Source organism: Streptomyces sp. x-19 (assembly GCF_046549115.1).
Classification (GTDB): domain Bacteria; phylum Actinomycetota; class Actinomycetes; order Streptomycetales; family Streptomycetaceae; genus Streptomyces; species Streptomyces albulus_C.
In genome coordinates, this window is sequence record NZ_JAJPWK010000017.1 from 81877 (window position 1) to 97660 (window position 15784).

A 15784-nucleotide genomic window follows, 5' to 3' on the forward strand; every position below is an offset into this window, starting at 1 on the left:
ACGAAGATCCGGGGTGCGCCACAGGAACGGTGCGTGCATGCGGATCCGACGTGCGGACTCGGCATGCGGATTCGGCATGCGGACCCGGCGCGCGTGAACTGCCTTGCTGCTGGCGACGGAGTCCCCTACTGCGACTGTTGAGCGGTGTGTGCGGTTTCGGCCGGTGAGGGAGCTTGCGGGTCGGGCGCCGTCAGGGTCCGGTCCGGCAGCCGGGTGGCCATGACGACGGGCAGGACGAAGACCGCGAGGAGCGCGTAGAAGACGGCGGGCAGACCTTGCGCGTCGGCGAGCCATCCGAACGCGGGCGAGCACAGTCCGCCGGCCGCCATCGCCAGTCCCAGGGTGAGCCCGCTGGCGGTGCCCGGGCGATGGGGCAAATAGTCCTGGCCCAAGGTGACCTGGGCGGCGAACGGCAGGAACATCGCCACGCCGAACACCGCCGCACTCAGCACCAGGACCGGGAACACGGGGGCCCAGGCAATGCCCAACAGTGCGGGGAACGCGACGAAGTAGCCGACCCGCAGCGACGTCATCCGGCCGTACCGGTCCCCCAGCCAACCACCGAGCAACGTGCCGACCGCCCCGGCCGCGGTGTACGTGCTGAGCACGGCGGCACCCGCCGCCGTGGACTCCCCCAGATCCCGCTGCGCGTGCAGCGCCACCATCGACGTGACCGTGACGTAGGGAACGGACCATCCGATGATGACGGCCACCAGCCGCGCGAAGGCACGCCAGTCATCCGCCCGTTCCGCGCCACCCGCCCCCGCCTTAGCCGCCGCGCCGGTGGCCAGCGGCGCGGCCGGCACGTGGCCCCGTGCGCGCATCCAGGGGCCCTTGAGGAGCCACAGGGCCACCATGACCAGCGCGGGGACCGCCAGCAGATAACTGCCGCCGAATCCCGCTCCCCCGATGACGAGGGTGACCAGGGTCGGCGCGAGGGCCCCGCCGATGGTTCCGCCGACGGAGAAGACGCTCATGGCCTTCTGCGACGAACCACCGGCGGCGCGTGCCTGGCTGGTCGCGGGCGGGTGGTAGGCCGCAATGCCGATGCCGGCGAGCGCGACGCACAACCAGGTGACCCAGTAGCTCCCGGACAGCCCCGCGGCCGCCACGCCCACGGCCGCGGTGCCGAATCCCGCGGGCACCAACCAGGGCCGTGGTGTGCGGTCGGACAGCGCGCCGAACACCGGTTGGAGCAGACTGGACAGGCCGCTCGCCGCGAAGGCCAGGCCGGAGACCGCCGCGTAGCTGTAGTGACGTTGGGACACCAAGAACGGCAGCATCGCGGGGATCGCCCCTTGAGAGAGGTCGTTGACCACGTGCGTGCCGGCCAGGAAACCGAGTTGCCCTTTTTTCATGGTGGGGACACCACTCTCTTTCTTTGCGGGGAAGCCCAACACCCGTACTCCTCGGGTCCTCAGAGGAGTTTCGACGAACGAGCGACGACAGGGGAGCCGGGTGGCGACCGAACCTCATGACGGCCAGCCGGTCGAACGTCCCACCACCCCGCTGCGGGGCGCTGGTCGCGTCAGGCCCCGCAGCGGCAACCGAGCAGGAGGATTTCGATCAGCGGCATGGCGAGCACAGTAGTCGCTTCCAACTCCTCAGACAACCTGATGCGCTGGTGAGTGACGGTGGATCGGGGCGGACGCCTCCGGTCAACGTCCTTGGTGTGACGCGTGCTTGGCGTGGAACCAGGGTCGGGTGTGCGGGAGGAGCGACGGGCGTGGGGTGCGACCAGACCGCGGAATGACCGGAGATCGCCGGACCGGACTGCGTCCCCTCCCCCGCGACCCACCGCGACGCGCGCCACCCGGCCGCCTCCGCCGGCGCCCGACAGCAGCGCCACCGCGAGTAGACTCACCACCCGAATCATCAGACAACCTGAGAGGTGATGGCGGAATGCCGCTCGGCGCCCTCCGTCCCAGTCCGCTGGTCGAACAGGCCACCCAGCACCTGCGCGACCAGATCACCGGTGGACAGTGGCCGGTGGGGACCAAACTCCCGGCCGAGACCGCCCTCGCCAAGACGCTCGGCGTGGGCCGCTCCACGGTGCGCGAGGCGCTGCGCGCCCTGGCCGGGGCCGGCCTGGTCCAGGCCCGCCAGGGCGCCGGCGTCTTCGTGATCGCCACCGAACCCGAGGAGGACTGGCCCACCCGGCTACGGCGCGCCGCGGTCACCGACGTCTACGAAGTCCGGATGCTCGTCGAGGTGCAGGCCGCGCGCCTGGCGGCACAGCGCCGCACCAAGGCCGACATCGCCGCCATGCGGGCCGCGCTGGAGGCCCGCCGGGCCGCGGCGGCCGGCGATGACGCGGGCTTCGTCGACGCCGACATCGCCCTGCACACCGCGGTCGTCACCGCCGCCCACAACCCCGTGCTGAACGACCTCTTCGTCGAATTCGTCCCCGCGCTGCGCACGGGGCTGATCGACCTGCTGGACATCCTCGACCTGCGGACCCACGAGCCCCAACACGGCGACACGGCCCACGAGGCTCTGGTGCGAGCCGTCGAACGCGGCGACGCCGACACCGCCAGCAGTACGTTGCAGGCCGAGTTGGAGGGGACCCTCGCCCGCCTGTACCGCCTCTGAGGCGCGGCGGGCGGGGTGCCCGGGAGGACGCGGCGCTCCGCGCGGCTCACAGCAGGAAGGAGAACCACGGGGAGCCCGGGGCGATCCGTTCGATCGACAGGGGACTGTCCCCCATGCGCCGCAACAGGCTGTCGAGGTCCTGGGGACGCTCCAACTCGATGCCCACGAGGGCCGGGCCGGTCTCCCGGTTGTTCTTCTTGACGTACTCGAAGGCCACGATGTCCTCGCCCTTGTCGAGCACCTCGTCGAGGAAGTGCCGCAGTGCGCCCGGCTGTTGGGGGAACGTCACCAGGAAGTAGTGGCGCAGGCCCACGTGCACCAGCGAGCGTTCCACCACGTCGGCGTAGCGGCTCACGTCGTTGTTGCCACCGGACACCACGCAGACCACGGTGCCCGGTCCCGTGCCGGACACCACCTGCCGGGCCGCCGCGCTCGCCAGCGCACCGGCCGGTTCGGCGATGATCCCGTCGGTCTGGTAGAGGTCGAGCATCTCGGTGCACACGGCGCCCTCGTCGACCGCGACGACCTCGTCCACCAACTCCTTGACCAGCGGGAAGGCCCGCTCGCCGACCTTGCCCACGGCTGCCCCGTCGACGAACGAGTCGAGTTCGGGCAGTGCCACGGGCCCGCCGTGCTCCAGCGCCGCCCGCATGCTGGCGGCACCGGCGGGCTCGGCGCCGACGATGCGGGTGTGCGGCGAGTGCGCGCGCAACCAGACGGCGATTCCGCTGATCAGGCCGCCACCGCCGACCGGCACCACCACCGTGTCGACGGCGGTGTCGCACTGCTGGGTGATCTCGCGGGCGACGGTGCCCTGCCCCGCCATCGTCCGCACGTCGTCGAAGGGGTGGACGTACACCGCACCGGTGCGCTCGCTGTCCCAGTGCGCCGCGGCGCTGGCCTCGTCGTAGGTGCTGCCGACCACGACGAGTTCGACCATGTCGCCGCCGAACGCCGCGATGCGCTCGCGCTTCTGCCGCGGCGTGTTGGACGGCACGAACACCCGGCCGCGGATGCCGAGCCGACGGCAGGCGAAGGCGACGCCCTGGCCGTGGTTGCCGGCACTGGCGCAGACGACGCCGCGCCGCTGCTCCTCGTCGGTGAGCGACGAGACCAGGTTGAAGGCGCCACGGACCTTGTACGAACGGCAGACCTGACTGTCTTCCCGCTTCAGCAGGATCCGGCTTCCGAGCAGCTCCGAGAGCCGCTGGTTCTCCTCCAACGCCGTCCGCCGCACCACCGGCTCAAGCCGTCGCGCCGCCTGTTCGATACCGTCTGCGTTCAACGTGCCTGACATCTCCGGATCGTAACGCGGGCCCGCAGCGGGCCCTCCGCGTCGACCACGATGCGGACATACCGCGCAGCGCGGCCCGTCAAGGCGGCGAGCCCCAGGGCCCTGGCGCCGGCCGGGTCCTCCCGCAGCCCCGCCGCGCGCAGCTCCTCACCGTCGGTGAAGCGGGCGGCGACGGCGTCGGCCACACCGGGGCGATGCAGTCGGGTCTCCGGGGCGATCGCCACCTCGAACCGGCGCTGCACCGCGCGCACGTAACTGCCGCTGCCGTGCCGGGTCTCCACCAGGCCGGTGGTGCGCAGCTCCACCATGGCTTGACGGCCCGTCAGTCGGTGCACGGCGTACTGGTCGGCGAGCGCCTCCTCGGTGGGCAGCCGCGAGCCGGGCGGCAGGTCGCCGGATTCGATGCGCTGGGCCAGCTCGCGGGCGATCGCGCGGTAGCGGGCTTCTCTGGGCTGACGCCCCACGACCGGAAAGTCATGTAGATGACTCCATGCCTCTCGTGAACTTCCGCGACGTCGCGGACAACGCCGGTCCGCGGCTGCGCCCCGGCCTCCTCTACCGCTCCGCCCGCCCGACCGGACTGACCACCGCCGAACTGGCCACCGCCGCTCCCGGACTGCGCTGCGTCGTCGACCTGCGCGGCCCGGACGAACGCACCGCGGCGGACTGGGCCGACGCCCGACTGGTCGGCACGACCACCCTCCTGACCACCCTCTGCTCTGGGCTGAACGCCTACCTCGCCGGCAGGTGGGCCGCCCACACGGGGCTCAGTCGATCCGTGCTGCTGTGGGCGACGCTGGTGATGGGCGCCATGCTCGCCGTCAAAGCGGTCACCGTGGACCTGACCGCCGTCTACCTCTACGGCGCCGTCTTCGGCGGCGACGCCGACCTCACCCCGGCGGACGTCGCCGCCGCACCACATCTCCACCAGCTACCTGCACCGCCTCTTCCAGCAGGAGGAGGCCACCGTCGGCGCCTGGATGCGCACCCGGCGCCTGAAGGCCGCGCGGCCGACTTCAGTCGCGCCTTCCGGAACGCGTACGGCACCACGCCGAAGGAGTTCCGTCGCCAGTCGGGCGTCCCGAACTGAACCAGGCACGGCAGGCCGCCCGGGCAGGGCTGCGCACACGGACACAACGACGCCCGGGTCCCCGGGCCCAGGGAGGGGCAGCATGATGAGGTTTCGGCTGGCAGGATCGCCGTCATGACGACGGATGCGTTGCTGCTCGGAGCCCGTGGACTGTGGGAGGAACTGGCCCGGGTGCCGGCGTCGTTCCCGCCGTCGGGCCAGGTGAACGTGGTGGTCTCGCCGGCGTCGGGGATGTGCCCGGCCGGCTGGGTCGGGGTGGTGGCCCTGGGCGGATCGGCGCTCGTGACCGCACCGACCGAGAGCACCGCAGGGATCGTGCGTGCGGCCCTGGCGCGGCTGCCGGTGGCGGCCGTCGTGGAGGGGACGTCGGTGCGGGAGGTGCTGCCCGTCTCCAGGACGCTCGGGCCGGCGGCGCTGTCGTACGTGTCCCCGCGGGGTTTCCGTCCGCTGACATCCGGCGCGCTGCCGGTCTCGCAACTTCCCTCAGATCACCGGGAGTTGCGGCGTCTGGAGCGGCGGGCTGGTGACGCGGACGCCGGCGAGGCCGCACTGGACGAGATCACGTCGCCGGCCTTCGTGGTCCGGGAGCAGGGCCAGGTGGTTGCGGCCGCCGGCTACGGTGCCTGGCCGCACCGGACCGCTCACCTCTGTGTGCTGACCGCGCCGGCGGCGCGGGGGCGGGGTCTGGCGCGTGTGACGGGTTCCGCCGCGGTGGCACACGCCCTCGCTGCCGGACTGCTGCCGCAGTGGCGGGCCCGGCGGCCCGCATCGCGCCGGGTGGCGGCCTCCTTGGGCTTCGAGGAACTGGGCCACCAGTTGAGCGTCGAGATGGCCCGGCAGGACACGGACTGGCACACCGCAGCCGATCGGGCGGGGTCGGTCCGGGGCGGGGACGGGGCCAGCCGGCCGCCCCGCTAGCGGTTCCCGATCGCACCCGGCCCCCGACCGCCGCGGGCCTCCCCGGGCCCACCACCATGGCAAGCTACGCGTCATGACCCATCACCCGGCCACCTCGGGTGCGCTGCGGCCAGCACGGTGCGGGCCACCGTCTCGTTTGGGGGAAACCATGTCCACGTCCCACCGCACGGCGGCCGAGCCGACGGCGAGCTGTCGCGCCATCGAGAACCTGATCGCCCGCTACGCCGAGCTCGTGGACGACGGTGACTTCGCCGGGCTCGGCGTCCTCCTCGCCGACGCCACCTTCGTCGGCAGCGGCGGGCCGGTGCACGGGCGCGACGCGATCGAGAAGACGTTCCGGGACACGCTGATCGTCTACGACGACGGCACGCCGCGGACCCAGCACGTCGTCACCAACGTGGCCATCGAGGTCGACGAACAGGCCCACACGGCGGAAGCGCGCTCCTACGTCACCGTGTTGCAGGCCCTGCCCGACCTGCCCTTGCAGCCCATCGCCGCCGGCCGGTACCACGACCGCTTCGAGCGCGCCGAGGGCCGGTGGCGCTTCGTCGAGCGGAGGGTCCGCATCAACCTGGTCGGCGAGGTGCGCCACCACCTGCGCCAGGCGGCCGCACCGCGTTAGGGCCTCCGGCGGCCGCAGGGCTCCGCGCGGCGGACGCGAACCGGTGGCCCCGTCCGCGTCGACGCCTTCCCGCTGTTCCGGGAACGCCAACCCGGAGGTGGCACGTCAGGCCCGGGTTTGCGTCCTGGTCTCTGATGCCCCGTCAAGACGCAGCGTGAGGCGTGGAGTTGTTGGTGCAGGGCGGGACGCCGAGGTGTATGCCCTGGACGGGTCCAGGGTGTTGCGGCGTTATCGGCGGGGTGGGCCGACGGCGCGGGAAGCGCGGCTGATGGCACACGTGGCGGCTCACGGGTATCCCGTGCCGGAGGTGTACGACGTCACCGACACCGACCTGGTGCTGGAACGACTGCACGGCCCGACGTTGCTGGCGGTGTTGGCCCGACAGCCGTGGCGGGCCGCCCCACCACTGATCCACGTCGGGCTGAGCCGGGCCGTGGTCCGCGCCGGCTGGCGCGGCCGGCGTGGTCGGCGTGGTCGGCGTGGTCGGCGTGGTCGGCGTGGTCGGATTCTGCCGAGGGGGCGGGGGGTGGTGTCGGATGGCGCCGTGCGGCGGCCGGTTGGTGGCTCCGGGGGCTCGGTGGGCGGAGTGTTGCAGTCGCCTTGATCGAGACGTCCAGAGGGGAAGTCATGGACACCGATGTGCTCATCGTCGGCGCGGGTCCGACCGGCCTGACGCTGGCCAACGAGTTGCTCGTGGCGGGGGTGTCGGCCGTGCTGGTCGACAAGCTCGCGCGGCGCAGCGAGTTGTCGAAGGCCGGCGGCGTGCAGTCCCGCACGCAGGAGGCGTTCGACCAGCGCGGACTGCTGGAACCGTTGCTGGCCACCGGCAACTACCCGGCCGGCACCGCGCACTTCGCCGGGATTCCGCTGCCGCTGACCCGTGGTCGGCACCGCCTGCCCTGGCGGTCCATACCGCAGGTGGCGATCGAGGGGTTCCTCGAAGAGCACCTCGCCGCGTGCGGCAGCCGCGTCCGGCGCGACCACGAACTGACCGACCTCGTCCAGGACGCGGACGGGGTCACCGCGGCCTTCGCCGACGGTGCGCGGATCCGCTGCCGGTACCTGGTGGCCGCCGACGGTGCCCACAGCACGGTGCGGGCACTGCTGCGGGCCGAGTTCCCCGGCCGGCCGGGCACGGCGACCACGGTCGCCGCCGACGTGCGGTTGGGCGGCGACGAGGTCCCGACGCACACCTGGAGTCCGGACGGGCACTGGGTGCACGTGTTCCCGTTGGGTACCGATCCGCAGGGCAGGCCGCTGCGCCGGCTGGCCATGGGCGGGCCGGGCCGGTCGCTGCCCAGGGACGTCCCGGTCACCGCGGACGAGATCCGCGACGGCCTGCGCAGCGTCCTCGGGTCCCGGGTGGAACTGCTCGAACTGCGCTACGCCCGCCGCATCACCAACGCGGCCCGCCAGGTCGCCCGGTACCGGCACGGGCGGGTGTTCCTGGCCGGCGACGCCGCCCACGTGCACCTTCCGATCGGCGCGCAGGGCATGAACACCGGGATCCAGGACGCGCTCAACCTCGGGTGGAAACTCGGCGCCACCGTGCGCGGTTGGGCCCCGGAAGGGCTGTTGGACACCTATCACGGGGAACGGCACCCGGTCGGGGCGGGCGTGCTGCGCAACGTCCAGGCGCAGAGCCTGCTGATGGACTCGGAGGGCACCCGCACCCCGGACGTGAGGGCCGCCAGGGAACTGTTCGCGGGCATGACGCGCCTGCGGGACGTCCAGTACCACCTGGACGACATGCTGTCCGGCATGGGCATCCGCTACGCGATGCCGGGCGCCGAGGACGAGCCGCTGGTCGGTCTGCCCGCCTCGGACCCGGGCCTCGGGCCGGTCCCGTTGCACGAACTGTTGCGGTCGGGGCGCGGGGTCCTGCTCGACCCGGCCGACGGGTTCGCCAAGGTCGCCGAACTCTGGTCGGACCGGGTGGACCGGGTGAGCCGGATCGGTGGCACGCGGGCGATGCTCGTACGACCGGACGGGTACGTGTGCTGGGCCGGCGGCCCGGACGGACCGGAAGCGGCGCTCGGGCACTGGTTCGGCGCGCCGAAGTGACGTGTGCCGCCCGGTGGAGCCAGGGCGGCTGCCCCCGTGGCGTCACAACTCCGCGTCGAGCGGGAGGCGGTGGACGCCGGGGAGGTACTCGTCGAGTTCGCCGGGGGTGAACCGGGCCATGCCGACGACGTGCCAGAACTCGCCCGCCACCTCGCCCTCGTACTTGTAGCCGCCCTCGGGGGTCAGTGCCGCCCAGCCGCCGGGGACGCCGATGAGCGTGGCGTGCGGGGTGGGCGGCGGGCCGTCCGGGGCGGGGACGTTCCACAGGCGGACCGTGCCGTCCTCGCCGCCGCTGGCCAGCCGGGTGCCGTCGGGGCTGAAGGCGAGGGAGAAGATCCGTCCGGTGTGGCCGGTGAGGCGGGCGGTGCGGCGGCCGGTGCGGGCGTCCCACAGGCAGATGACGCGGTCGTCGCCGGCGGTGGCGAGCAGCGGCAGCCGGGGGTGGGCGACGGCCGCCCAGAGCCGTCCGCGGTGTCCGGTCAGGACGTGCTGCGGCGCACCGTCGCGCCAGACGATGGCGGTGCTGTCCCAGGAGGCGCTGACCAGCCAGTCGTCGTCGGAGCCGAAGGCGACGGCGTAGACACGGTCGCTGTGGCCGTCGAGTTCGGCCGTCAGGCCGCCGCCCTCCTGGTGCCAGAGGCGGACCCGGCCGTCGTCGCAGCCGGTGGCGAGGGCGGTGCCGTCGCCGCGGAAGGCGATGGACCGCACCCGGCCGCGGTGGTCGGAGAGGGTGACGACGTGCGCTCCGGTGGCGCGCCACCACAGGCGGACCGAGTCGTCGTCGTTGGCGGTGGCGAGCAGGGTGCCGTCGGCGCTGAACGCCTCGGCCCAGGTGTGGTCGGTCTCCACGTCGATCTCGCGGAGGTACTCGCCGGTCAGGGCGTTCCACAGGTAGACGTCGCCGTCGTTGCTGGCGGTGCCGAGGATCGGGCCGGCGGGGCTGAAGACCGCGGAGATCAACCGGTCGCCGCGGCCGGTGAGTTCGGCGGTGCGGCGGCCGGTGCGGGCGTCCCACAGGCGGACGAGTCCGTCGTTGCTGCTGGTGGCGAGGCGGGAGCCGTCGCCGCTGAAGGCGACGGTGTTGACCCGGCGGCCGTGGCCGCGCAGGATGCGCTGGCCCTGGCCGGTGTCGGCGTTCCAGATCTGGGCACCGCCGTCGTTGCCGACGGTGACGAGCTGGCTGCCCTGCGGGCGGAAACGGCAGGCCCAGGCGGAACCGCGGTGCTCGACGGGCTGCTGGCGCAGCAGGCTGATGGCGCGGTGGCCGCCGGAGAGGGCGACGCGCCACAGGCGGACGGTGCCGTCGCTGTCGCAGGCGGCGAGGAGCCGTCCGCCGTTGCCGAACATCACCTGGTAGACCGCGCCGGTGCACCGCTCCAGCGCTCCGGCGGGCGCGCCGACCACGGGGTCCCACAACCGGACCTGGCCGTCGGTGTCACCGCTGACGAGGAGGGTGCCCTCGGGGTGGAAGTCGAGGGTGTAGACCCGGCCGGTGTGGCCGGTGAAGGTGTGCAGCAGGCGGCGTTCGGCGACGTGCCAGACGCGGACCGTGCCGTGGCCGTCGGCGCCGTGGTCGCCGGTGGCCAGGAGGGTGCCGTCGGGGCTGAACCGGGCGCGGAACACCGCTCCTTCGTGGCCGTCGAGGCGGCCGGTGCACTGGCCCGTGCGGGTGTCCCAGATGCGGAGGTTGGCGGCGGCGTCGCCGGTGACGAGGGTGCGCCCGTCGGCGCTGAACACCGCGGTGTAGACGGGGGCGGCGTGGCCGGGGAGCTGGTGCAGCGGTTCGCCGGTGGCGGTGTCCCAGAGGGTGACCAGGCCGTCGGCGTCGCCGGTGGCGACGACGGTCCCGGCGTCGTCGAGGGAGACCGGCCAGACGCCGCCGGGGTGGACGTCCAGGCGGTGCAGTTGGCGTCCGGAGACCGGGTCCCACAGCCGTACGGTGCCGTCGGCGCCGCCGGTGGCGAGGATCCGGGAGCGGAACTTCACGGCGTAGACGCGGCCTTCGTGGCCGTGCAGGGTGCGCATCGCGCGGCCGGTGTCGGCGGCGCAGACCAGCACGCCGCCGTCTTCGCTGCCCACCGCGAGGAGTTCGCCCTCGGGGCTGTACGAGAGGGGTTCGGGCAGCCGGCTGGTGCGCATGTCGAAGCCGTAGGGGACGCCGACGGCGGCGGGGCGGAAGCCGACCTCGACGGGCATGCCGGGGGCGAGGGCCGCGGTGCGCAGTTCGGGGGCGGCGCGGACCGTTGCGTCGGTGAGCGGGTCGATGAGCGCGGCGCGGTGCCAGCGGCTGCGGGTCAGGCGGGCGCCGCGCAGGTCGGCGCGGGTGAGGCGGGCGCCGCGCAGGTCGGCACCGGACAGGTCGGCGCCGGAGAGGTCGGCGTGGTCGAGGCGGGCGCCGTTGAGGTGGGCGTCGCGCAGTACGGCGTCGGAGAGGTTGGCGCCGATGAGGCGGGTGTCGGTGAGGTCGGCGCCGGTGAGGTCGACGCCGGAGAAGTCGCGGCCGGAGAGGTCCTCGCCGGAGAGCCGGGCGGCGCGCAGGTCGGCGCCGGCGGGGACGCGGAGCCGGTCGATGACGCGGACGGCGTTGGCGCGCGCCGCGTCGCTGACGCCGGGGCCGGGGGCGTTGAGGACGGTGCGGACCCAGGCGGTGCTCAGGTCGTGGTCGGCGAGGTCGCAGAAGAACTCGACGGCGAGGGCGCTCAGCGGGCGGGCGGCGAGGAGGGTGCTGTCGCCGTCGGCGAGGCGGTCGGCGGCCGCGCGGGCGATGAGCCATTCGACGACCGAGCCGTGGATGAACTGGAACAGGCCGTCGTCGGTGCGGATCAGCAGGCTTCCGGCGCCGACGGCCTGGGCGCTCTCCTGGGTGGTGAGGGTGGTGCCGGCGAGCCCGGCGAGGGCGGTGGCGACGGTGTCGGTCAGTTCGTCGAGGTGCAGACCGCCGCGGCCGGTCTCCCACAGGCGGCGGGCGAGGGCGGTGACGGCGGCCCACAGGTGGTCGAGGGTGAGGCCGGGGGCGGCGCCTGGGCCGCCCTGCCCGCGGCGCTCCTCGTGGGCGAGCCAGGCGGTGAAGACGTCCTCGTAGAGCCGGGCGGGGCTCAGTGCGCGGCCGGCGCCGGCGACGGCGCGCAGCTGGTCGGGGTCGAGGTCGGCGACGAAGCTGAGCAGCCGGGGGTTGGCGCACAGGGCGAGCAGGTCGGGGATGTTGCCGAGGAGTGCGAAGCGGCGGTCGGCGGTCTCCTCGTCACCGTAGCGGTTGACGAGGTAGGCGCGGATCTGTTCGGGGACGAAGCCCTCGACGGCGAGGATGCGGCGCTGCGGGAGCAGGCCGACGCGTTCGCCGAGGGCGGTGAGGATCTGGTCCTGCGACTTGAAGTGCTGGGTGCGGCTGCTGACCACGATCTTGGCGTTGTCGACGGCGGCGTTGAGGAGGACCTGGAGGTGGTCGGCGGCGCGGTCGTAGCTGACGCGGTTGACGAGTTCGTCGAAGCCGTCGAAGAGCAGCACGACGCGGCCCTGGCCGAGCATGTAGCGCAGGGCGCGCAGGTCGATGGTGTCGACGTCGTGGCCGGCGAGGTGGGCGGCGACGAGCCCTTCGAGGCTGTGCGCGCGGTCGAGGGTGTGCAGCGGGATGAGGAGTGGGGTGAGGTGCGGGAGGCGTTCGGGGATGCGGCGGGCGAGCTCGCGCAGGGCGAAGGTCTTGCCGTGTCCGAAGTCGCCGAGGAGCAGCAGGAAGCGGCCGTGGTCGGTCTCCAGGAGCTGGAGCATCGCCTCGACGAGGTGGTCGCGCTCGTCGGCGTCGGGGCGTTCGGCGTCGCGGTAGCGCTGCGGGAGGTAGAGGTCGGGGGCGTAGCGGTCGTCGTTGCTCAGCCGGGCGGTCTGGGCGGTGACGTAGCCGCGCAGGTCGAGCAGGCCCTGGAACTCCAGGAAGCTGCGGACGCGGACGCCGCGGCGCCCGGCGCGTTCGCGCAGGGACTGTTCGGGCGGCGGGCCGTCGTGGACCAGCTCGGCCTCGGAACCGGTGTCGGTGGCGTGCGCCTGGGCGAGGAACCGGTCGAGTTCGGCGTCGGTGGGGGTGCCGGGGTGGACGGCGACGCGCTGCTGGCGGACGACGCCCTCGTCGCTCCAGGTGACCATGATCTGGGTGAGGTCGTCGGGGGCGCTGCGGGGGACGTCTCGGAGGCGGACGCCTTCCTGCCGGGCGCGGCAGACCTCCTTGACGCGTTCGGCGAGGGAGTCGGCGGGCTCGTCGACGGCCCGGTTGTCGGCGGGCGGCGCGGCGGCGGGCGGGGCGGTGGGCTCGTCGGGCGTGCCGAAGATCCGTCCGGCGCCGTGCCAACTGACGGGGAAGACGGCCGGTTCGGTGCCGCCGTCGCCGGTCCAGCGGGTGACGCCGTCGGCCGCGACGCGCAGCAGCTCGAACCCGGCGGGGGCGGCCGGACCGTACAGCGGGAGGCTGCCGTCGTGGAGCGGCAGGTGGTCGTGGGAGGGCTCGCCACCGGTGGTGCGGGGGCCGCCGCTGGGGCCGTGCACGACGAAGTGGAGGCGGGGCGCGGCGAGGCGGGTGAAGGTGTCGACGTCGCGGAGCGTCCCGGGGCCGCCGGGGGCGTCCTGGGGGCGGCGGCGGCCGGTGAGCGGGTGGCGGAGTGCGCCGATGCGCAACCAGCCCTCCTCCTCGTAGCCGCGCAGCGCCTCGGCGAACCAGGCGGCCTGGTCGCGGCCGAGGAAGCCGTACTGGTCGTCGGGGCGGTGGCTGGCGGCGATGGAGGAGTTGAACCCGGCGACGACGGTGTGGAGTTCGGGCACCGGGAAGAGGGTCCAGGGCTGGTCGCTGTCGAAGACGGTGTCGAGGCCCTCGTAGAGGCCGCGGAAGAGCCGGGTGTAGTGGCGCCACTTGGGCCAGTACGGGGGCTGCGGCGGGATCTCGTCGGCCTCGCAGGTGTGGAAGTAGCCGCGGCAGGCGGCCTGGCTGACGTCTTGGTTCCCGGGGACGACCACGACGCGCTGCGGCGGCAGGTCGAGCTGCGAGCGCAGTCCGGTGAGGAAGCTGAGTGCCTGGTCGCACTCGCGGGGGCTGCCGGAGGCGGTGAGGTCGCCGGTGACGACGAGGAGGTCGGGCGCGGGGGCGCCGGCGTCCTTCAGTTCGACGAGGTCGCCGCGGATCTCCCGGCGCAGCGCGTCCGGTTCGCGGCCGCGACCGAAGTCGGGGCCGGCGAGGTGCAGGACGGTCAGCGCGCCCTGGTCGCGGGCCGCGCCGGGGGCCTGGGGGTAGCGGGGCGCGCCGGCCGGGCGGCGGCGGCCGGACCAGCCGGTGCGGCCGAGTGGACGCTGCCGGTCGTCGGCGGGGGTGGCGGGCCCGGGCAGGTGGACGGATTCGGCGAGGGTGGCGGAGCCGGGGTAGCCGGGGCGGCGGCCGGGCCGGGCGTGGCCGTCGACGGCCTGGCCGACGCGGGTGAGCAGCATGCTGCGGGCGGTCGCGGCGTCGGCGACGCCGACGAGGTCGACGTAGGTGATGGTGGCGAGGAGTCCCTCGATGGGGATGTCCTCCACGCGGACGGTGAGCAGCTTGCGCTCGGGCTCCTCCGGTTCGGCGCGGAGCGCGGCCTGCCATTCCATGCGGCCGTAGGTGGAGCGGCCGTAGTGGCCGGAGAGGACGGCGATGACGGCGACGGATTCGCTGACGCCGCGGTCCATGAAGTCGATGAAGTTGGTGCCGGCGACGAAGTCCCATGCCTGGATGACGGTGCGGTACCCGGCTTCCTCCAGGGTCCATGCGATCCAGGACGCCCATTGTTCGTCGGCGGGCGAGTAGCTGATGAAGAAGTCCAAGTCACGTGTCCGGCCGAGCAGTTCCCCGTCAGTCGCCATGTCCCCATCGTAGGAGTTCGGGAGGTGGCGGGACAGGCGGTTGGAAGGATCACGCCGGAGGCGTCCGGCCCCGGTCGGCGATCTCCCCCTCGCCCCGTCCCCGTCCGCTCGCGTGTGCGACGCTGTCGGGCGTGCGATTCCTCAAGCGTCTGCATCCCTTGGACTGGCTCGCCGGCGGGCTGCTCGCCGGCGGCCTGCTGTGCGTGGCCACGGGGCTGCTGCCGACGGCGCCCGCCGGGGAGGCGATGGCGCGCGTCGGGCCGCTGCTGGTGTTCTTGGCGACGGTCATCGTGATGGCCGAGCTGACCGGCCGGGCCGAGGTGTTCGACGCGGTGGCGTCCTGGGTGGCGCGGACCGGGAAGGGCAGTTATCCGCGGCTGTTCGGGCTGTGCGTGCTCTTCGCTTCGGTCACCACCATCGCGCTGAACCTCGACACCACGGCGGTGCTGCTGACGCCGGTGATGCTGGCGCTGGCCGGGCGGGTGGGCATCGCGCCGGTGCCGCTGGCGATGACGACGGTCTGGCTCGCCAACACCGCGAGCCTGTTGCTGCCGGTGTCGAACCTGACGAACCTGCTGGCGTCGAACCGGGTCGGCCTCTCCCCCACCGCGATGGCCTCCACGATGGGCCTGCCCCAGCTGGCCGCCGTCGCCGCGACGATGGCGTGCCTGTGGGGGTTCTACTGGCGGCGCGGACGGCGGGGCGCCGACGGGTACCTGCCGCCCGAGCGGCGGGCGCCGGCCGATCCGGTGCTGTTCCGGGTGTGTGCGCTGGCGTGCGTGGGCTTCCTGGTGGCGATCCTCGTCGCGGACGTGCCGCTGTGGTCGGCGTCGCTGACCACGATGCTGATCGTGGTCGTCGCGTTCGCGGTGCGGCGCCCCGCCGAACTGCGCTGGTCGCTGGTGCCGTGGCGGCTGCTGGTGCTGGTGCCGGGGATGTTCCTGGTCGTCGAGACGGTGAACGCGCACGGGCTGCACGCGCTGCTGACGGCGGCGGTCGGACCGGACGGCGGCCTCGCCGGCATGCTGCGCTCGGCGGGCGTGGGCGCGGGCCTGTCCAACGTCCTCAACAACCTGCCGGTCTACATGGCGGGCGAGGCGGCGGTGCCGGTCGGCAACCACCACCAGCTGCTGGCGCTGCTCATCGGCACCAACGTCGGCCCGCTGGTCACGCCGTGGGCGTCGCTGGCGACGCTGCTGTGGTTCGAGCGGTGCCGCGGCCAGGGCACCGTCATCCCGCTGCGGCGGTTCATGGGGACGGGGCTCGTCCTGGCCGTGACGGCGACGCTGGCGGCGACGGCGGCACTGGCGGTGGGGTGAGCGGCGGGGCGCCGACCGTG

Annotated in this window: 10 protein-coding genes; 6 read left to right on the plus strand and 4 right to left on the minus strand. The window is 73.7% G+C overall.

Annotated features, from left to right (window positions below; genetic code table 11):
* Positions 1-125 precede the first annotated feature (125 nt).
* Positions 126-1358: an MFS transporter gene (locus ACLJT4_RS29915; protein ID WP_411126988.1), complete on the minus strand. Its 1233-nt coding sequence runs from the start codon at positions 1356-1358 to the stop codon at positions 126-128.
* A 544-nt stretch (positions 1359-1902) separates the two neighbouring features.
* Here ACLJT4_RS29915 and ACLJT4_RS29920 point away from each other — a divergent pair.
* Entirely contained in the window at positions 1903-2592 is a 690-nt protein-coding gene (locus ACLJT4_RS29920) for a FadR/GntR family transcriptional regulator (protein WP_411126990.1), read from the plus strand.
* Between the two features lie 46 nt (positions 2593-2638).
* Here ACLJT4_RS29920 and ilvA read toward each other — a convergent pair whose 3' ends face one another.
* Both ilvA and ACLJT4_RS29930 read right to left on the minus strand, forming a co-directional pair.
* The gene (gene ilvA / locus ACLJT4_RS29925; RefSeq protein ID WP_037635910.1) at positions 2639-3889 is read right to left on the minus strand and encodes a threonine ammonia-lyase IlvA; all 1251 of its coding nucleotides are present in this window, start codon (positions 3887-3889) and stop codon (positions 2639-2641) included.
* On the minus strand, positions 3874-4350 hold the full coding sequence (locus ACLJT4_RS29930; protein WP_411126992.1) for a winged helix-turn-helix domain-containing protein: 477 nt from the start codon (positions 4348-4350) through the stop codon (positions 3874-3876). Before ACLJT4_RS29930 ends, ilvA begins: the two co-directional genes overlap by 16 nt.
* Before the next feature lie 26 nt (positions 4351-4376).
* On the opposite strand from ACLJT4_RS29930, the gene ACLJT4_RS29935 reads away from it, so the two are divergent.
* From ACLJT4_RS29935 to ACLJT4_RS29950, 4 genes are all read left to right on the plus strand, one after another.
* A complete protein-coding gene (locus ACLJT4_RS29935; protein WP_411126994.1) occupies positions 4377-4976 on the plus strand; it encodes a tyrosine-protein phosphatase in 600 nt (199 codons plus the stop codon).
* Between the two features lie 114 nt (positions 4977-5090).
* A complete protein-coding gene (locus tag ACLJT4_RS29940) occupies positions 5091-5894 on the plus strand; it encodes a GNAT family N-acetyltransferase (protein ID WP_411126996.1) in 804 nt (267 codons plus the stop codon).
* A gap of 148 nt (positions 5895-6042) precedes the next feature.
* Entirely contained in the window at positions 6043-6516 is a 474-nt protein-coding gene (locus ACLJT4_RS29945; RefSeq protein WP_411126998.1) for a nuclear transport factor 2 family protein, read from the plus strand.
* Between the two features lie 627 nt (positions 6517-7143).
* Complete coding sequence (locus ACLJT4_RS29950) at positions 7144-8580, plus strand: FAD-dependent monooxygenase (RefSeq protein ID WP_411127000.1); 1437 nt, start codon at positions 7144-7146, stop codon at positions 8578-8580.
* Between the two features lie 42 nt (positions 8581-8622).
* Here ACLJT4_RS29950 and ACLJT4_RS29955 read toward each other — a convergent pair whose 3' ends face one another.
* Positions 8623-14445, minus strand: a complete 5823-nt coding sequence (locus ACLJT4_RS29955; RefSeq protein WP_411127002.1) for a TIR domain-containing protein — start codon at positions 14443-14445, stop codon at positions 8623-8625.
* 131 nt (positions 14446-14576) lie between these two features.
* Here ACLJT4_RS29955 and ACLJT4_RS29960 point away from each other — a divergent pair, with 131 nt between their 5' ends.
* Positions 14577-15764 carry an SLC13 family permease gene (locus tag ACLJT4_RS29960; protein WP_411127004.1) on the plus strand — a complete coding sequence of 396 codons (1188 nt, stop codon included), beginning with the start codon at positions 14577-14579 and terminating at the stop codon, positions 15762-15764.
* Positions 15765-15784: the final 20 nt, after the last annotated feature.